The organism is Streptomyces sp. NPDC001108, from assembly GCF_053598535.1.
On the sequence record NZ_JBSFKL010000018.1, the window covers coordinates 65,763 to 86,186 of the forward strand.

Annotated in this window: 4 protein-coding genes; 1 reads left to right on the forward strand and 3 read right to left on the reverse strand. The window is 73.6% G+C overall.

Features of this window, described 5'->3' with window-relative positions; all coding sequences use genetic code 11:
* Positions 1-5: 5 nt before the first annotated feature.
* Genes ACWC97_RS29630 through ACWC97_RS29640 form a run of 3 tightly spaced genes read right to left on the reverse strand, consistent with a single transcriptional unit; the run spans position 6 to position 19,608 of the window.
* Entirely contained in the window at positions 6-7,766 is a 7,761-nt protein-coding gene (locus ACWC97_RS29630) for an amino acid adenylation domain-containing protein (RefSeq protein WP_450652605.1), read from the reverse strand.
* Positions 7,763-14,128, reverse strand: coding sequence for an amino acid adenylation domain-containing protein (locus ACWC97_RS29635; RefSeq protein WP_450652607.1), 6,366 nt, complete (start codon positions 14,126-14,128; stop codon positions 7,763-7,765). Before ACWC97_RS29635 ends, ACWC97_RS29630 begins: the two co-directional genes overlap by 4 nt.
* Positions 14,125-19,608, reverse strand: a complete 5,484-nt coding sequence (locus ACWC97_RS29640; RefSeq protein ID WP_450652609.1) for a type I polyketide synthase — start codon at positions 19,606-19,608, stop codon at positions 14,125-14,127. Before ACWC97_RS29640 ends, ACWC97_RS29635 begins: the two co-directional genes overlap by 4 nt.
* Positions 19,609-19,845: 237 nt before the next feature.
* Here ACWC97_RS29640 and ACWC97_RS29645 point away from each other — a divergent pair, with 237 nt between their 5' ends.
* Positions 19,846-20,031 (forward strand): hypothetical protein, encoded by a 186-nt coding sequence (locus ACWC97_RS29645; RefSeq protein ID WP_352279136.1) that lies wholly within the window; start codon positions 19,846-19,848, stop codon positions 20,029-20,031.
* Positions 20,032-20,424: the final 393 nt, after the last annotated feature.

The window sequence follows — 20,424 nt, forward strand, 5'->3', positions numbered from 1 at the left end:
CCTTCTCAGAGTTGTGCGAGCGCGGTGAGCTCTTGCTGGATGCAGGTGGAGAACCGGGCGATCCGGTGGCGGGTGAAGTGCCGGTGGCTGTAGCAGACGGAGCCTTCGAGGACGCCGTCGACGATCTCCAGGACGACCTCGATGAGTGCCTCCGGCTGTGCCTCGGCGTCCTGCATGGGTGCGGGCGGCGGGTCCAGGAGGCGTACGGACGGCTGCTGGGTCAGCAGGTGGTGCGGCGAGCGCTCTCCGTAGTAGTTCAGGTGGATCTGGGGTTGGCTCAGGTGCCGCAGCGCCTGCGCGCCGGGGGTCCCGTCGGCGAGGTAGCGCAGCAGGCCGAAGGAGTTGCGCAGCAGCGGGCGGCCGGGCAGCAGTCCGCCGACCCGCCGCAGGGCCTCGTGCGGTGTCTCCTCCGGTACGGCGTCGACGCGGACCGGGAACATCCCGGTGTACCAGCCGACGGCACCGCTGGGGTCGGGTTCTGGGCCCGCCACCGCGCCGTACCCGTCCCGGCCCTGGGTGAGGATGCCGAGCAGCAGGGGCCGGCCGTCGGCCCAGCGGTGGTAGGCCCGTGCCAGCGCGGTGGACAGCACGGCCTCCATCAGGGGGCGGCCCTCGTCGTCGCGCAGTTCCCGCAGCCGGGCGGTGGCGGCCGGGGCCAGGGAGAGCGGCAGCTTCCACTGGTCACCGCGGGTCGGGGGGCCCGGGTCGCGGTCCACGGGAACGGGCCGGAACCCGTCCAGCACCCGCGCCCAGTGCCCGGCCAGCTCCTGCACCTCGGGGCGGTGTGCGGCGGCGACCGAGGCGCGCGCCCAGGCGGCGAAGCCCGTCACCGGGGCGTCGTCCGGCTCCTCGCCCAGCACGGCGTTTCCGTACGCGTGGTGGAAGTCCTCCATCAGCTGCTGCCACGAGTAGCCGTCTATGACGAGGTGGTGGACGGCGAACAGCAGCCTGCTGCGGCCGGGGCGCAGCCGGACCAGCGTCACCGACCACGGCGGTTCGTGTTCCAGTGCGGTCACCGCCCGGACGGTGCGTTCCAACTCCGCCAGTCGTTCGTCGCGTTCGGCCGCGGACCGCTCCCGCAGATCGAGGACCTGGAAGGTGACGAGATCGGGCCGTTCGGCGAGGTACTGCCGCCAGCCCTCCGCCGTGTGCTGCCAGCGCATGCGGAGCGCGCTGTGGCGCCGCGCGACCCGCTCCAGGGCGGTGCGGACCGCCTCCGGGGCCAGATCCGTGTCCAGCTCCAGGTACTGGCACATCTGCTCCAGCGCCGGATCGTCGCCGGTCCGCTCGAGGAACACCCGTGCCCTCGGCAGGATCGGCACCGGCCCCGGCCCGTCGTCGAACGCGGTCGCGGGGGCAGGCCCCGCCGTGGCGGCCACGGCGGCGAGGTCGGCGAGCACGGGGTGGCGGAACAGGTCGGCCGGGCTGAGCGTGATGCCCTGGCCGGCCGCCTTGGCGACCAGCCGGAGGGCCCGCAGCGAGTCACCGCCCAGATCGAAGAAGTCGGCGGTCCGGCCCACCGTTTCGACGCCGAGCACGTCCTGCCAGACGCGTGCGAGCCGGGTCTCCATCGGTGTCCGCGGCGCGACGTGCCCGGCGCGGTCGGTGCCCCGGCCCGGGTCGTCGGCGACCTCCACTGTACGCAGCGCCTTGCGGTCCACCTTTCCGTTGGCGTTGAACGGCAGTCGGGCGACGCGGAGGACCGCGGGGACCACCGGGGCGGGAAGGGTCCGGGCCGCGTGGCGGCGTACCTCCGCCGCGTCGAAGGTGTCCTCGGCGCCGGGCCGGGCGGTGGTGTAGGCGATGAGCCGCTTGTCGCGCAGGACGACGCCGACCTGCTGGACGGCCGGATGGGAGCGTACGACGGACTCGACGTCCGCGACCTCGACGCGTACGCCGCGCACCTTGACCTGGTCGTCGTCACGGCCCCGGAATTCCAGCACGCCGTCGGTGCGCCACCGGGCCCGGTCGCCGGTGCGGTACATGCGGGTGCCGTCGCCCGCGAACGGGTCGGGGACGAAGCGCGCCGCGGTCGCGCCCGGCTGGTCCACGTATCCCTGGGCCAGGCCGCCGCCACCGATGTGGAGGTCGCCCACGACGCCCGCCGGCACCGGGGACAGCGCCTCGTCGAGCACGTACATCCGCTCCCCCGGCAGGGGGCGGCCGATCGGCACCACGCCCCGGTCCAGGTGGGCGTCCGTCACCTCCAGCGCCGAGGACCAGATGGTGGTCTCGGTGGGGCCGTACCAGTTCTCCAGGCGCACCCCGCGTTGGAGCAGGGTTTCGGCGACGGGTGCGGGCAGCGCCTCGCCGCCGCACCAGCCGCGCAGCCCCGCCAGGTCGCCCGGGGTGTCGGCGAGCGCGCCCCAGACGGTCGGGGTGGCCTGCAACAGGCCGGTACCGGCGGTGCGCAGGGCCGTCATCAGGGCGTCCGGGTCGAGCACGCCACCGGTGTCGTGCAGTACGAGGCGGGCCCCTACCGTCAGCGGGAGCAGCAGCTCCACGATCGAGATGTCGAATCCGGCGGTGGTGACGGCCAGCACGCTGTCCGCGCTGCTCCACTCCCCGGTCACGGCGTCGGCGAACACCGCCAGCGCCCGATGGGAGACGGCCACCCCCTTGGGGCGTCCGGTGGAGCCGGAGGTGAACATCTCGTACGCGACGGCCTCGGGAAGCACGGCCGCGTCGGCCGCGCCCGGCCGCGCCCCGGACGGTGCGTCCGCCCGGACCACGGCGGCACCGTGCGGTGCCCGGTCCCGGGTCCGCGCGTCCACCACGACGGCGCGCGGCCGGGCCGCTTCACCGATGAGTCCGGTGCGGGCGGCGGGCTGCGCGGGGTCCAGCGGCACGTACACACCGCCGCACCGCCATACGGCGACGACCGCGGCGACCAGTTCCATGCACCGGGGCAGGCAGACGGCGACCGGGTCGCCCGGCTCGACTCCCGCGGCGCGCAGGCCGTCCGCCATCCGGGCCGCGGCCGCGGCGAGTCCGGCGTACGTGTGGGTGCCCCGGGCGTCCGTGACGGCGGGAGCCGTGGGCCGCTCCACCGCTCTGGCCCGGATACGGTCCGGAACGGGGAGCGGGGAGGGGGTGCCGGGCCGGCCCCGGCCCCACTCGTTCAGGACCGTGCGCCGCGCGTCCGGTCCGAGGACGTGGCGGGAGGACAGCGGCTCCTCGGGCTCGGTGGCCAGCCATTTCAGCGCCGACCGGTACAGCTCCACCAGCTGGTCCGTCTCCCACGGTGCGAAGTGGCGCGGGGAGGCGGCCATGAGGAGCGCCAGGTGGCCGTGTGCCTCGTCGGTCCCGTGGTCGAAGGAGACGTACAGCGGATAGTTGGTCGGGGCGATCTCCTGGAACTCCCCGGAGAGCCGGACCGCCGACGAGCCCGGTGCGTCCTTGTGGAGTTCCCCGAGGGCGTGGAAACGGGTGTAGTTGAAGACCGCGTTGATCAGCGGGCCGTGTGCGCTGCGGCGCTCCAGTGCCGCCCCGGGGTAGGTGCGGTGGCGCAGCAGCGCGGTCTCGGCGCGGAAGCAGTCCTTGGCCAGGGTGGTGCCGGTGAGGCCCGCCGTCCGCAGCCGCACGGGAAGGGTGTTGAGGTACATGCCCCGGGTGTCCTCGGCCCCGGCCGTTTCCGGGCGGCCGTTGACGACCAGGCCGGTGAGCACGTCGTCCCGGCCGGTCCACAGGGCGAGTACGGCGACGTGCGCGGCGAGCAGGACGTCCTTGACGGGGGCACCCAGCCGTCCGGCGAGCCGTTCGAGGCCGCGCTGGACGTCGAGCGGCAACGGGACGACGCGCCGTTCGGCGGCGGCGGACCGCTCGCCGCGCCGGACGGGCAGCTCCAGCGGCTCGGCCCCGGCCAGGGCCTCCTGCCAGAACGCATGTGCCGCCGGGTCGTCGAGGGCCTTGCGTTCGTCGGCCACGAAGTCGCGGAACAGCGTCGCGGGGGCCTCGGCGGCGGGCGGCTCGCCGCCGGCGAGCAGGGTTCCGTACGTACCGAGGATCTCGGAGACCGTCGAGGTGAAGCTCCAGCCGTCGAGGATGGCGTGGCATTCGGTGACGCAGAACCAGAACAGGTCCGTGTCGGCCCGGTGCACGGTGATGCGGAAGAGCGGAGCGTTCCCGAGGTCCAGGGTCCGCCCCCGCTCCTCGCGCATCCACGCGTCCACGCGGGCGGCGGCGTCGTCGGGGGCCGGTGGCGCCCCGTTCCGGTCCCGCAGGTCGACCACGGTCACCGGTGGTTCGACCGAGCGGTGGACGAGTTGGAGGGGCTCGCTGTAGGAGGACAGGTCGAAGGACGTACGCAGGACGGCGTGGCGCGCCATCACCCGACGCACGGCGGAACGGAGCAGGCCCTCGTCCAGTGCGGCGCGCACCGCCACTCCGGTCACGTTCAGATAGGCGGCGTCGTCGAGCTGGTGGAAGACCATGCCCTGCTGGAGCAGGGTCAGCGGGTAGGCGTCCTCGCAGCTCTCGGGGAGCAGCGGCCGGTCGGCGGGGTCGGTCAGCTCGAAGGGGCGGGTGCCGGTGTGTTTCCGGGCGGCCGGCTCCGCTGCGAGGACGGCGAGTTCGGCCACGGTCTGGGCGGCGAAGACATCCGCGACGGAGATCCCCAGCCCCTTCTCCTGGGCGAGTGCGGCGACCTGTACGGCGCGGATCGAGTCGCCGCCGAGCTCGAAGAAGTTGTCGTCCGCCCCTACCCGCTCGCTGTGGAGCACCTCGGCCCAGATCGCGGCGACGGTCTCCTCGGACGCTCCGCGGGGGGCCCGGTACGCGGACCGGACGGCTTCGGCCAGTTGTACCTTCCGGGCCTTCTCCCGCAGCGCGCGGCGGTCCAGCTTGCCGTTGACCGTGCGGGGCAGGTCCGTGGCCAGAGTGAGGACGGGAACCATGTGCGCGGGAAGCCGGGCCGCCAGATGGGCCCGCAGTTCCGCGGCGTCCAGGCCGTCGTGCGCGGGGACGACGAAGGCGATCAGCCGGCCCTCGTCCGCGACCACACCGGTCGCGGCGACGGCGGGGTGGGCGGTCACGGCCGCTTCGACCTCGCCGGGCTCGACGCGGAAGCCGCGCACCTTCACCTGGGCGTCCGCGCGGCCCAGGTACTCCAGTTCGCCGTCGGCGAGCAGCCGGACGCGGTCGCCCGTGCGGTACATCGGGGTGCCGTCGGCCGCGAAGGGGTCCGGTACGAACCGGGTGCCGGTCAGCGCCTCCCGTCCCGCGTAGCCCTGGGCGACGCCGGCGCCGCCGACGTACAGCTCACCGGGGATTCCGGGCGGCAGCGGGCGTCCCCAGGGGTCGAGCACGTAGGCGGCCAGGTGCGGCAGCGGGACGCCGATCGGGCTGCCGGTCGTGGGCCGGTCCGCGTCCGCCCGGGTGATCTCCCGCAGGGTCACATGGACGGTCGTCTCGGTGATCCCGTACATGTTGACCAGCCGTGGCAGGTCGGCGACCGGCAGCCGGAACCACGGCCGCAGCGCGGTCGGCCTGAGCGCCTCGCCGCCGAAGACGACGGTGCGCAGCGCGGCGGGGAAGGGGGCGTGCGTGCCCGCCCAGAGGTGGACCAGCGAGTCGAAGGCGGTCGGGGTCTGGTTGAGCACGCTCACGCGCTCGTCGATGAGCAGCTTCAGGAACCGGTCGGGGGCGCGGGCGGTGTCCCGGTCGACGACCACGACGGTGCCGCCGGAGGTCAGCGGGCCCCATATCTCCCAGATCGAGAAGTCGAAGGCGATCGAGTGGAACAGCGTCCACCGGTCGGCCTCCCCGTACCCCAGTGCCGTGCGGCCCTCGGTCAGCAGGGAGGCAAGGTTCCCGTAGGTCACGGTGACGCCCTTCGGGGCACCGGTGGAGCCGGAGGTGTAGATGCGGTAGAGGGGGGTGCCCGGGGTCACGGGGTGGGGTGCGAAGCCCCGGGCGGTCGAGTCGTCCTCCGTCCCGTCCGGCGGGATGACGTCGAGGTGGCCCGCTCCGGCCCACTCCGCGAGGGAGGGATCGCCCACGAGGACGGTGCAGCCCGCGTCCTGGAGCAGCGAGCGGAGCCGCAGCCTCGGGTGCTCCTCGTCCAGCGGCAGCGCGGTGAGCCCGGCCTTGGCCACGGCCAGCATCGCCACGACGAGGTCGGTGCCGCGCCGGGTCAGGACCGCGACCGGGACGCGCGGGTCGGGCGCCCGGCGGCCGATGCGCTGGGCCAGTGCCTCGGCCCGCCGGTTCAGGTCGCCGTAGTCGGTGCGGGCGGAGCCGTGCACGACGGCCTCGCGCTCCGGGTGGGCGGCGGCCTGCTCCTCGAACCAGCCGACGACGCCGCGCGGGCCGGGACGCGGCGGCGTGCGGCGGGTACCGACGGGCAGCGGCGCCGGGGCGCCGAATCCGAGCGTGGACAGGGCGGCGTCGGGGGCCGCGACGGCTCCGCTGAGCAGTGCCTCGTAGCAGGCCAGCCAGGAACGGGCCGTGGTGGCCCGGACGAGGTCGCTGTCGTACTCCAGGTACAGGCGCGTGCCGTCGACGGCGTCCTCGACGGTGAGTGTGAGGTCGAACTTCGAGATGCCCAGGTCGACTTCGAGGCGCTCGGCGAAGAGCCCACCGGGCAGTTCCCCGGCGCCGGTCTCCGTACGACGGTGGTTGAACACGGCCTGTACGAGCGGCGGCCGGCTGCGCTCCCGTTCGATGTCCAACGCCTCCACCAGCCGCTCGAAGGGCAGGTCGCGGTGGGACACCGCTTCACTCGTCGAGCGGTGTTCGCGGGCGACGAGCTCGCGGACGCGCGGGTCGTCCGCGAGCGGTGTGCGCAGGCACACCATGTTCACGAAGTTCCCGACGTGGGGCGCGTCCTCGGCCCGCCGGGTGGTGACGGGGCAGCCGATCAGCAGGTCCCGCTCACCGGTGAGGACCTGGAGCAGGTAGCGGTAGAGCGCCAGATGCACGGACGAGGAGGTGACGCGCAGTTCGCGGGCGAACCCGGCGATGCCCGAGGTCAGCTCCGCGTCGAGCAGGCGCTCGATACGGCGTCCGTTGTTGCCCCGTACCGCGGGGCGCGGGTGGTCCGAGGGCAGCTCGACGACGGTGGGGGCGTCCGCCACCCGCGCGCGCCACCAGTCCAGTTCCCGCTGCCCGGTCTCCGGTGCCGGCCCGGTCACCCGGCGCGGGACCACGGGCCCCGCCGGGGCGCCCATGTACTGCCCGAACATCTGCGCGATGATCAGGTCGAGGCTGTCGCCGTCACCCACGATGTGGTGGACGCAGAGACCGACCAGATGCTCGTTCTCCCCGGCGCGGGCCACGACCAGCCGTGCGAGCGGGCCGCCCGCGAGGTCGAACGGGCGGCGGGCCTGTCCGGCCAGCCACTGATGAGCCTCCCCGGAGGAGGCGAAGTCCTCACCGAGGACCGTCTCCGGGGGCAGGTCGAGCGGGCTCAGCACCCGGGCCCGGGGATGGCCGCGCTCGTCCTCGAAGACCGTGCGCAGGGCCTCGTACCGGGAGACCACCGCGGTGAAGGCGTCGCACAGCCGCCGGACGTCCAGCGGTCCGGAGAGGCGCACACCGGCCGCGATGTTGTACGCCGCGCTGTCCGGGTCCAGACGGTGCAGGAACCACAACCGGGTCTCGGCCGGGGTCAGCCGGGAGGCGATCGCGGCGCCGCCGTCCGGAGCTTCGCCGGAACCCGGGACGGACGCACCGGCACGCGTGGCGGATGCCTGGTCGAGTCCATGAGCCTGCATCTCGGCGTCGAGCAGGCGCAGGAACTCGGGATCGTCGAAGACGTCGGTCATGGGTTCGCCTTTGCGGACAGGAGCAGTTGTTCGGCCACCTTCGCCACGCGCTCGGCGTTCGGGTTGGCCGCGCGGATCTTCGCGGACTGCTGTGCGATGGTCTGGGCGTCGAAGACGTCCGTCACGGACAGTTCGGTGCGCAGCACACGACGGATGCGGTCGACGATGCGCAGGGCGCTGATGGAGTCCCCGCCCAGGTCGAAGAAGTTGCTCTCGCGTCCCGGGGCGGCGACGGAGAGCGTCCCGGACCAGATCTCCGCGAGAACCCGCTCGACCGCGCCGACGGGCGGTGCGTCCGCCTCGGGTTCGGCCGACCGGGGGTCTGGCAGCGCCTTGCGGTCGGTCTTCCCGCTGGGGGTGAGCGGCAGGGCGCCGATGAATCCGACCGCGGGAACCATGTGGGCGGGCAGCCGTTCGGCGACGTATCCGCGCACCTCCTCCCGCGTGGGTTTCCCCTCGCCCGGGACCACGTGGGCGATCAGCCGCCCGTCGCGGACGGCCACGGCGGCTTCCCGTACCTGCGGATGGCCGGTGAGCACGGCCTCGATCTCGCCGGGCTCGACACGGAAGCCCCGCACCTTGACCTGGTCGTCGACGCGGCCGAGGAATTCCAGGGCCCCGTCCGGGAGTCCGCGCATCCGGTCGCCGGTGCGGTACATCCGCGCACCGGCCGGACCGAAGGGGTCGGGCACGAAACGCAGGGCGGTGGCCGCGGGGTCCTGGTCGTACCCCTGCGCGACGGTCCGGCCGGCGAGGTACAGCTCCCCCTCGGCGCCCGTCCGCGCGGGCCGCAGCCACTGGTCGAGCACGTGGGGGACGACTCCGGGCACGGCGCGTCCGACCGGGACGCGCCGGCGCGCGGTCTCCTGCCCCGACGTCCGCACGGGCCGGAGGTCGTCGACGGGCTGGTCCGTTGCCCAGATCACCGTCTCCGTCGGCCCGTAGAGATTGTGCAGCCGCACTCCCCGGCGGTGGGCGCGCTCGGCGAGGGCGGGGCTGAGCGGTTCGCCACCGCAGCCGCCGGTCATTCCGGCCAGGTCCGCGTCGGTGGCGAGCAACTGCTCCCAGAGGCTGGGCACCGAGTACATGCGGGTGGCCCCCACCCGGTCGATGTGCGCGGCGAGTCCGGCGGGGTCGAAGACCGGGCCGCTGTCGTGGAGCACCACGCGGGCACCCAGCGACAGGGCGACCAGGAGCTCCAGTACGGACACGTCGAACCCGACGGTGGTCACCGCGATCAGCGTCTCGTCCGGCCCCCACGTGGGAGCGATGGCCTCGCGGAACGCCGCGAGCTCCCCGTGTCCCACCACCACGGCCTTGGGGACACCGGTCGATCCCGAGGTGAAGACGAGGTACGCGGCGTCGCCCGGTACCGCCCGGAAGTCCGGGACGGACACCGGCGGCACCCCGGTGGCATCCCGCGCGTCCCGGGCTTCCAGGGGCAGCACACGGACGTACGGGGGGAGTTCTCCGGCCGCCGACGCGTCGTCGGCGTGCACGACGACGACCGGTGCGCCGGACCGCTCGACGATGTGGCGGACGCGCCCGCGGGGGGTCCGCCGGTCGACGGGGACGTACACGGCGCCGCAGCGCATGATCGCCAGCAGGGCGACGACCGTCTCCGCGGTCCTGGGCAGGAAGGTGCACACCCGGTCACCACGCCCGACCCCCATGGCCGTCAACTCGGCCGCTGCTTCGGCGACTTCGCGTTCGAGCTGGGCGTGGGTCAGCTCCCGGCGGCCGTCCGCCACCGCGGGCCGGTCGCCGGGCAGGTCCGCGATCAGCCCCGGCAGGGAACGGAAGTCCCCGGCCGGGGGGTTGTCCGTGAACGCGGCTGGCTCGACGTCCCCGGTGCCGAGGTCGTGCAGGGGGCGCCACGGGTCCTCGTCGAGCACGCGCAGCAGGGCGCCGACCGACCGGGCGAGGAAGCGGGCGTCGCCGTCCCCGACCAGGGTGGTGCTGTAGCGCACCTGGGCCCTGATCCGCTCCCCCTCCTCGTACACCTCCAGCGCGAGCGGGAACTGGGTGGTCCGGGAGTCCGGCTCCTCGGCGCGGAACACGGTGTCGCCGACGCTCACCTCGCCCCGGCTGCCCTCCCAGGCGACCAGGGTCTGGAACAGCGGCATGGCGGCGGTGTCCCGCTCCGGCGCGACCTCCCGGGCCAGTTGCTCGAACGGCAGGGAGCTGTCCTCGTACGCCTCGGCCAGCAGCCGCTGGGTGTGCCCGACATGGTCGGCGAGGGAACCCGTGGCCGGGAAGTAGGCCTTCACCGCGACGGTGTTGAGCAGCGGGCCCACCACCTCGTGCTGGTCCTCGCGGGTGCGCAGGGAGACCGGCAGCCCCACCGCGAAGCCGTCCTGCCCCGTCCACCGGTACACCGCGAGCTGCCACAGCGCGACCATGACGGCGTTCGGGGTGGCAGCGGTCCGGGCGGCGGCGCGGGTGAGCGCGTCGCTCTCGAAGGCCACCTCGGTGACCGCGCCCCTGTGGTCGAAGCCGTCCCTCGGGCTCAGCGCCTCCAGCGGGCGCACGCCCTCCAGCGCTGCCGCCCTGCGCCGCAGCATGCCGGCCGCCGACGCGGCGAGTCCGGCCTCCTGCCGTCCGGCCACATCGCTGTACTGCACGGCCATGGGCATCGGCTCCGTGCCGTGCGAGGCGTCCCGCGCGGTGTGTGCCGCGCAGCGGCGTACGAGCCGGCGCACGATCGTCCCGACGGACTCGCCGTCGCACGCGATGTGGTGCACGCACAGCAGCAACAGGTGGCGGGCGCCGTCGGACAGCAGCGCCGTACGCACCGGTCCTTCGGCCAGGTCGATCGGGACCGCCGCCAGTTCGGCCGCCTGCTCACGGCACTGTGCCCAGGAGTCGCACCCGCGCGGCTCCAGGTCCGCCCGTATCCGGTCCCCGCTCACCGGCAGGACACGGCCCTGAGGCCCCTGCGCCGTCATACGGACGGACAGCCGCAGCGACTCGTGCGCGCCCAGGACGTCCTGGACCGCACCGGCCAGGGCGTCGACATCCAGCGGCCCGTCGATCCGCAGGCCGATGGGGATGGTGTACGCCTGTGGCTCGGCGGAGTAGCGGGACAGGAAGAGGAACCGCCGCTGGGCGGCGGAGAGCGCGACGAGGGCGTCCGCCTCGGGGCGCCTCGGTTCCGGGAGCGCGTCCGCGGCGGTGTTCCCGGTCCCGGGGTCGCTCGCCGGGATCCGGCGGATACGGGCGGCGAGTTCGCGCAGTACGGGGTGGTGGAAGACGGTCGCCAGGGACACCCGGCGGCCGAACCGTTCGGTGCAGACCGCGGCGACCCGCGTGGCCAGCAGGGAGCTGCCGCCGAGCGCGAAGAAGTCGTCCTCCGCCCGGATGTCCGCCCTGCCGAGCAGTTCGCCCCAGATCCGGAGCAGCTCACCGGTGATCCCGTCGGCCGGGTCCGCGGGCAGCGCGGTCCCGGACGGAGACTCCTGGTCCGCGGTGGCCCTCAGCGCCGCCCGGTCGACCTTGCCGCCCGAGGTGAGCGGGAGGGCGGAGGTGATCCTGATCCATCGCGGGACGGCGGCGGACGGCAGGTGGGCGGCGGCGAGGGTGCGCAGTTCGGCCTCGTCCACGGCGGTCCCGGCCTCGCACCGGGCCCAGGCGACCAGATGGGGCTGCGGCCGCGTGCGCAGCAGCACCACCGCCTCGTTGACCCGCGGGTGCCCGCGCAGTACGGATTCGACCTCGCCGAGCTCCGTACGGATGCCGGACAGCTTCACCTGGCCGTCCCGGCGGCCCCGGAACTCCAGGCGGCCGTCGTGCCGCAGGCGCACGACGTCGCCGGTGCGGTACATCCGCCGCCCGCCCCCCGCCCGGGGGTCGGGCAGAAAGCGCAGGGCCGTGGTTCGGGGGTCGTCCGGATAGCCCTCGGCGACGAGTCCGCCGAGGAAGAGTTCGCCGACGGCGCCCTCCTCCGCCGGACGGCCCTCCCGGTCCAGCACCTGGGCGTGGCGCCCCGGCATCGCCGTGCCCAGCGGCACGCACGCCCAGCGCGCGTCCTGCGGACCCAGCCCGCCGTGCACGGCGGTGATGACGGTCTCCGTCGGGCCGTAGACGTTGTTGAGCCGTGGGGTCGCGGAGACATGGCCGAACCAGGTGTCCAACGCCCCCTGGTCCAGTGCCTCTCCCCCGACGAGCAGTTCGCGCAGCGGCCCCTCGGCCAACGGCTCCAGGACCGCGCTCCCCCGGGCGCACAGCTCGTGCCAGTACGGGGTGGGGAGGTTGGCCACGGTGATCCGGCGGGCGGCCACCGCGGCCGCGAAGTCCGCCGGGTCCCACAGGTCGTCGCCCCGCAGCACCATGGTCGCCCCCGTGGTCAGGGCCACCACGGCCTGCTCGATCCATACGTCGAAGCCGTGTCCCGAGAACTGGAGGTACCGGTCGTCCTCGGTGATGCCGTACGCGACGGCCGCCGACGCGGCGTGCGCCAGCAGCGCGGCGCGCCGGACGAGCACGCCCCTGGGGCGCCCGGTGGACCCGGAGGTGTACAGGCAGTACCCGCCCGCCCGGTCGCACGACTCGGCCGTGGGAACGGGCCGTCGGGGCCGCCCGCCGACGCTCTCCCCCGTGATCACCAGCTCCGCCGGGGCACCGTGGTGTTCCGCTTCCGTGATCTGGACGCCCGGGCGGGCGGCGGCGAGGATCTGCTCGCTCCTGCCCCGCGGGGTGTCCGGGGGAACGGGTACGTAGACGGCCGCGGCGTCCAGCACGGCCAGCAGCGCCACCACGGAGTTCACCGAGCGCGCGGTGCGCACCGCGACCGGCTGTCCGGGCCGGACCCCGGCCGCGAGCAGGCGGTCGCGCAACGAGGCGACGCGGTCGCGCAGTTCGCCGTACGAGAGCGTCCCGCCGTCCGTCTCGACGGCGGTCCGTCCGGGGGTGCGGCCCAGCAGCTCCACCATCGTGGCCCGCTCCCGCGCGACCGTCGGAGCCCCGGCCGACGGCCGGGCCGCCGCCGCCCGTGAGCCGAGCGCGCCCACCGTCCGCTGCGGTCGCGCGCAGGCGGCGCGCAGCAGTTCGGTGTAGCGCCGGCCCAGGGCGGCCATGCTCTCCTCGCTGTAGCACTCCTTCTGGAAGATCAGCCGCGGGCGCATGACGCGCCCGTCGTCGGAGATCTCCAGGGCCACACCGTTCTCCGCCGCCGTCCGGGGCAGACCCGCCTCCAGCGTGGAGAACGCCGGGTCGACGGCGTACTTGTTGAAGATCACGCCGATCCGGGCGCCCCGCCCGTAGACCTCGGCCATCACCTCGTTGAAGGGAGCGTCCTGGTGTCGCAGCGCCTCGGTGATCCGCGAGCGGACCTGCTCGAACAGGGCCGACACCGGCTCCTCGGGGGACACGGTGACACGGAGCACCATGGTGTTGATGAACAGGCCCACCACCCCGAGCGAACCCTCGGAGTCGCGCCCGGAGACGGGCATGCCGAGCACCAGATCGGACCGGCCGCTCCAGCGGGCGACGAGCACCGCCCACACGGCGAGCATCACCATCTGGTCCATCAGCCCGGACCGGCGGGCGGTCTCCCGTACCTGGTCGGACAGTTCGACGGGGAGCACGATGGCGTGGATACCGGCCACGAAGTCCGGCTCGGCGGGGGGGACCAGGTCGGGCGGCAGCGCCACCGGATCCGGCGCGCCGGACAGGGCGGCGACGGCTTCCTCGACCTGATGCCGGCGGTGTGCCTTGCGCGCCGCGCTTGCCTCCCACACCGCGAGGTCGGGATAGTCGAGCCCCGAGCCGGAGCCGGCCCCGCGCGTCAGCGCGAACATCAGGATGACCTGGAGGGACACCGCGTCCACCGTCAGGTGGTGGACGGCGACCAGCACGCGGGGCATGGCGTCGGGGAAGGTCACGAGACCCAGCCGGAAGAGGGGTTCCCCGGTCAGGTCGAACCGGTGCCCCAGCCATTCCCGCTCCAGCTCGGCCAGGCGCCGCGCGGTCGCGGGGTCGGCCTCGGGGCCCAGCTCGACGTGCTCGACGCGGAAGTCGCTCGCCGGGCGGAACCGGATGACGGGTCCGTCGTCGGTGACGACCACACGTGACCGCAGCGCCGCATGCCGGGAGACCAGGCTCTCCAGCAGCAGCCGGGCCTCGGAGACCGTGATGCGGCGTTCCGGTCGGGCGGTGAATCCCAGCGTGAACAGCGGTGCTTCACCGGCCAGTTGGTCCGCCAGCCAGATGCGCTCCTGGGCCGGGGTCAGTGGCACCTCCTCGGGGAGGCCGCCCGAGGCGACCGGCCCCTGCGGGCGGGCGAGAGCGGTGTTCCCGCCCGCCAGCAGTTGGGCGAGCAGCGCCTGCTTCGCCGGGGAGAGGGAGCCGGGCCCCGTGGTCATGCCTTCTCCCCGCGCTCCAGCATGGCCCGGGCCTCCTCGTCGCTCATCTTCCCCAGGGCCTCGACCAGCCGGGACTCGACGAAGCCCGCCAGGGCCCGCACGGTCACGTACTCGAAGAGGTCGGCGACGGACAGCCGGACCGTCAGCCTGTCGGCGATGCGCGCGATGAGCTGCACCGCGACGAGCGAGGAGCCGCCAATGGCGAAGAACTCGTCGTCGATGCCGACCTCCGCCACGCCCAGGGCCTCGCCCCACAGCCGGCTGAGAACCTGCTCGACCTCGGTCTCCGGTGCGATGTACGGGGTGTCGAGGGTGCGGGCGGCCTGGCCGTCGGCGAAGGAGGTCCCGGCCTTGCTCAGCTCGGCCGTGCCGAAGGAGCGGGACCGGGCCAGGCGGCTGAACAGCCCCTCGGGGCAGACGACGACCTGTGCGCCGGGACGCTGGGCCAGGATGCGGCGGAAGATCTCCTGGCCCTCGACGGTGCGCAGCCGGTCGCTGGGCCGCTGCGAGGGCTCCGACCGGTCCGGTGCCTGGGCGCCTCCGGTGGGCTGCGTGGAGTCGAGGCGTACGGAACGCATCGTGTAGCCCTCGATGACCACGCAGGGCCGACCCGTCTCGTCGGTGACGGTGACGTCGACGTCCAGGAAGTCGGAGCGCTGCGGGTCGCTGTTGATCCGCTGGACGGCCCAGCAGTGCGTCGGCATGGGACGCAGGACGGTGACGGAACGGTAGGTGAACGGAAGGTAGTTGTGGTCGTCGAGACCGCCCGTGCCGAAGGAGGTGGCCCGGTCCAGCAGGGACGGATTGATGACGAGTCCCTCGGTGTCGGCGTGCAGCTCCTGCGGCAGCGTCAGTTCCGCCAGCCCCTGGCCGCCCGCGCCGTGGTGGTAGGAGGTGACGACGTCCCAGCGGGGCCCGTACGTCATGACACCCACCTCCGACTCGTCGAGACCGGTGAGGTCCACCTCCCGCAGCGAGGCGCGCAGTGCGTCGAGGTCGACCGCGGCGGGTGCGGCGCCGGTGTGGACGCCCGCCCTGCCCCGGCAGTGCACACGGCGGCCACCGCCGCCGTCGACGCTGTGGGCCGTCACCTCGAAGCCCCAGCCGTCGTCCCCGTCGGGGGTGAGCTGGATCCGGATGGTGGTGGCTTCGGGGACCGCGAGCGGGTCGATGAAGATGACCTCGGACAGGGTGATGTTCTCGGCGTCCGTGGTGTCCCGCACCGCCTCGCGGACCATCTCCAGCAGGCTGGTGCCGGGCATGACCCCGACGCCGTCGAGCTGGTGGTCGGTCAGCACCCAGTGGGAGCCGGGCCGGAATTCGCTCTCGTACTCGCGCAGGGTCACGTCGTCGTCGTACCGGCGGTGCGTGAGCGGGTGGCCGAGCGGGATGCTGCGGGCGCGCACCAGCTCCTTGATCCCCTGGGACAGGTTGCCGTCGGCCACCATGCCGACCTCGCTCCAGCCGGCCCAGTTGATGGACACGACATACGGGCCGGAGCCGTCGCGGTACGCGGCGAAGGCGTCCATGAAGGCGTTGGCCGCGGTGTAGTCGGAGTGGCCGTAGTCGCCGCAGATGGAGATGACCGAGGAGAACAGCGCGATGAAGTCGGGCTCGTCGCCGAGCAGACGGTCGAGCAGGACCGTGCCGGCCGTCTTGGGGCTGAGCACCGGCTCGGCGGCCTCCGGAGAGTGGATCTCCATCAGCGCGCCGCCGGCCAGGCCGGCGGCGTGGATCACCCCGTTGACGGGGCCGAAGCGCTCCCGTGCGGCGCGCACGACCGCGGCCATCGCGGCCTCGTCCGCCGCGTCGGCCGTCCCCACCAGCACCTGGGCGCCGAGGGACTCCAGGTCCCGTACGCCGAGGATGCGCCGCCGGGTCTCCGCACCGGTCTCCGGGTCGGCCAGGACCGCGTCCCACTCCTCGGGCGCGGGCAGGGCGCTGCGTCCGACGAGGACGAGGCGGGCCCGGTGCCGGGCCGCGAGGTCCCGGGCGATCTCGAGGCCGAGGCCGCCCAGGCCACCGGTGACGAGGTAGACGCCCTCGTCACGCAGCAGGGTGGTCTCGGCCGGCTCGTTGTCGATCGGGCGGTGGTCCCGGACCCAGCGGCGCGCGCCGCGTGCCACCACGTGCTCGTCGGTGGACTGCCCGAGTTCACGCACGATGTTCCGGATCAGCCGGACGGGCTCGTCGGTGGACTGCACATCGAGGTGCCGGGCGTGCACCCCGGTCACCTCGGTCGAGATCGCCATGACCGGACCGCGTGCGGTGGCCGCGTAGGGCACGGTGTTCTCGGATCCGGTGACGGCGTGGGCCCGGTCGGTCACCACCAGCAGGTCGAGCTTCTCGGGGGCGACGCGGATCAGGCCCTGGGCGAGGTGAAGCAGCCGGTCGTAGGTCCGCTGGGCGAGCGCGGGCGTCGCCTCTTCTGCGCCCGTGAACGCGCCTGCCGCGTACAGCACCCGGTCCGGCGCCTGCCCCGTGCTCCAGGCGGCTTCCAGCAGCTCGCGCACGCTCATCACGTCGTCGGGGTCGACGACGTAGCCGTCGCCGTCGTCGGAGAAGCCGAAGCCGCTGACGGCGGGGGTGACGAACGCACCGGTCGCCCGGCAGGCGTCGATCAGCTCATGGCCGCGCGTGTCGTCGTCGGTGATGACCAGCCAGGTCTCACCGAGGGCGCTGCCCGCCCGGTGCCGCTGGTGCGGCGACTCGATCCACACCGGCACGTACAGCGGGGCCTGGAGCGGCGGCTTCAGACCTTCCTGCCGTGCCAGGACGCTCTGGGGCGACTCGGTGCCGGGGTCGGGGTCGACCCAGCAGCGGCGACGCTCGTACGGGTAGGTGGGCAGCGGCACCTTGCGGTACGGGCGGCCGGTGACGCGGTCCCAGTCGAGGGGCACCCCGCAGGCCCACAGCCGGGCGGCGGCGGCCAGGACGAAGGCGCCGTCGTCGATCTTTTTGCTGGGGGAACGCAGCGTCTGGGCGGCGGTGACCTGGCCGCCGTCGACCATGGCGTGCTGACGGGCGAAGGACGACAGGGCCTGCCCCGCCCCCACTTCGAGCAGCGCGAGCCCGCCCCGCTCGGCCAGCGTGTCCAGCCCGGCGGCGAACCGGACCTCGCCGCGCAGGTGCCGGACCCAGTAGTCGGGGTCGGTGGCCTCCTGCTCGGTGATCCAGTCACCGGTGACGTTCGAGATGTACGGGAGGGCGGGCGCCGACAGCGGGACCGAGGCGACGAGCTCCCGGAACTGCTCCAGGACCGGGTCCATCATCCGGCTGTGGAACGCGTGCGACGTGCGCAGCACGGTCGCCTGGAGCCCCATCTCCGCCAGGATCTCGCGCAGTCGGTCCACGCCCTCCCGGGTGCCCGAGACCACGCTGGCCGACGGCGAGTTCGACGCGGCGAGCTGGACCTCGCCGGCCAGCTCCGGGTCGTCGAGCAGCGGGCGTACCGCCTCCGCGTCGAGCGGCAGGGCGAGCATCGCGCCCCGCGGCAGCTCCTGCATCAGCGCACCGCGACCGGCCACGAGCCGCAGGGCGTCCTCCAGTTCGAGGACACCGGCGAGGGTGGCGGCCACGTACTCGCCGACGCTGTGGCCGATCATGGCCGCCGGGCTGATCCCCCAGGACTGCCACAGCTGGGCCAGGGCCCAGTCGACGGCGAAGGTCACGGGCTGGGTGATCCGGGTCTCGGCGAGCTGCGCCGCGGCGTCGCCTTCACCGGCACCGTCGGCTTCGGCGTGCAGCAGCCCGCGCACATCGACGTCCAGCACCTTGTCGAGCACATCGGCGCAACGGTCCAGCGCTTCGCGGTAGACGGGCTGGGTGCGGTACAGCCCCAGGGCCATGCCCGGGTACTGGGCTCCCTGGCCCGGGAAGAGGAAGGCGACCTCCTGCGGCTTGCCGCCCCGGCCGTCGACGGTGAGAGCGGGGTTCCCCTGACGGCGCAGGGCCGCGACGGCTTCTTCGGGGGTGGCCGCGACGACGGCGCGCCGGTGGTCGTGCCGGCCGCGCCCGTTCTGCAGCGTGCCCGCGATGTCCGCCAGGTTGCCGCCCTCGGTCTCCAGATGTGCGGCCAGGTCCGCGACGACCTGCTCCAGCGCGTCCGCGCTGCGCGCCGACAACGGAAGTACGTGGTGGGCCCGGTCGTCCTCGGGCTCCACCAGGGGCTCCGGCTCCGGGGCGCGCTCCAGGATGGCATGGGCGTTGGTGCCGCCGATACCGAAGGAGCTGATCGCGGCACGCAGCGGGGTGCCGTCCTGCTCCCAGCGCGTGGTCTCGCGCTGGAGACGGAAGGGGGTCTTGTCGAGTTCGAGGGCCGGGTTGATCTCGGTGCAGTTGATGCTGGCCGGGAGGATCCCCTCGCGCAGGGCGTAGGCCGCCTTGATCAGGCTGGCGACGCCGGCCGCCGGACCGAGGTGTCCGACGTTGCCCTTCAGCGAGGCGAGGGCGCAGAAGCCGCGCTCGGAGGTGTGCTGGGCGTACGCGTCGGTGATCGCGCTGAGCTCGATGGGGTCCCCGACGACGGTGCCGGTGCCATGGGCCTCCAGGTATCCGATCGTCCGCGGGTCGACCTCGGCGTCGCTGAGTGCGTCGAGAATGAGTTCGGTCTGGCCGTGGACACCGGGGGCGGTGAAACCGGCCCGGTCGTCGCCGTCGTTGTTCACGGCGGAGCCGCGGATGACGGCGTGGATGGTGTCTCCGTCCTTGAGTGCGTCCTCCAGGAGCTTGAGCACCACGACGCCGCCGCCGTTGGAGAAGATCGTGCCGCTGGCGTTCGCGTCGAACGGCCGCACGTGCCCGTCGGCGGAGTAGATGCTGCCTTCGGCGTGCGTGTAACCGGAGCCGAGCGGAAGGTCGATCTGCGCGCCCCCGGCCAGAGCCACCTCGCACTCGCCGCTGCGCAGGCTCTGCGCGGCCAGGTGAACGGCGGCGAGCGAGGTGGAGCACGCCGTGTAAATGGAGATGCTCGGCCCCAGGAACCCGAACTTGTACGAGACGAGCGGGGCGACGTAGTCCGGGTAGTTGCCGACGGTGACGCTCATGGCGCCGGTGGCCCGCATGACCGCCGCGTTCTCGTACACGTAGTCCTCGCGGTACGGACTGTTCGCGGTGCCGCCGAAGACCCCGACCCGCCGCGTCATGCGGCGGTGGTCGTAACCGGCGTGTTCGAGCGCGGTGTTGGCGAGTTCCAGGAACAGGCGGTGCTGCGGGTCCTTGATCTCGGCCTCGCGCTGGGTGAGGCCGAAGAACCCCGGGTCGAAGCCGTCGAGTTCCGACGCCGAGTACGAGGCCGACACGTACGTGTCCGAGGTGTACTCGGCCTCGGACACCCCCGCCTCGCGCAGCTCCTCGGGAGTACGCCACTCGACGGACTCCACACCGTCGCAGAGGTTCCGCCAGAACTCGTCCGCGGTATCGGCGCCCGGGAATCGTGCGGCCATTCCGACAACAGCTATGTGATCGCTGCGCAGCGACATACCCCACCCAGTCTCGAAACGTGGCAGGTGCCTGGCACCCCGCCCTCGGTACGTCCAGTCCGGCGCTCCGGACGACGGGCATCAGTGAATACCAGCCAACCGGTGAAGATCTTCCCTCGTGCCGGAACCTGCATCGTCACGCGTGTTTGCAACCGCATCGCGTGGTCCGACCCGCAACAACTCCGTGCGATGGTGCGGGACATGGGGCCGACCGGAAGCAAGGCCGTACCGCGACCCGTGTCAAACGACGAGGACGAGATCCTCGGCAGGATCGCGCGGGGCCCGGGGGCACCGTGGGGATCGCTCCGGGACGGCTGGGAGCACATGCCCGCCGCTGTCGTCGAGGGAGTGGCCGTCGAACCGATCCGGTTCGAGCAGAGGCCCAGCCGGGTGTCCACCATGCGCGCGCCGGCACGGTTCTGATGGTACGTCATCCCAGGAAACGGCTGTGCTCCGACGCGGTGGGCACGCCGACCACGTGCCGATGCGGGAACGCGGTCGTCACCGGCCGACCACCGTCCCGCCGCCAACGCCGTGGCGCTCCGCGACTACCGCCGGGCCGGGTTCCAGTCGGTGGGCATCAAGCGAGGGACTGGCGCCCTCACCGGACAGGCGTCGGGCAGGACGGCCCGCCCCTGGACCCGCTCGCCGAGGAGCCGACTGATCGGGAGCACCGCCGTCGGACCCGGGAACGGGGCTTCTCGCGGTTTCGCACCCGAAACGGCCAGGCGGGCCCGGAGGCCCCAGGAGCAGCGGATCGGGCGGGAAGATTTGGCCAATGTTTCGGCGGGAGGTGTCACGGCGGGCAACCACTCG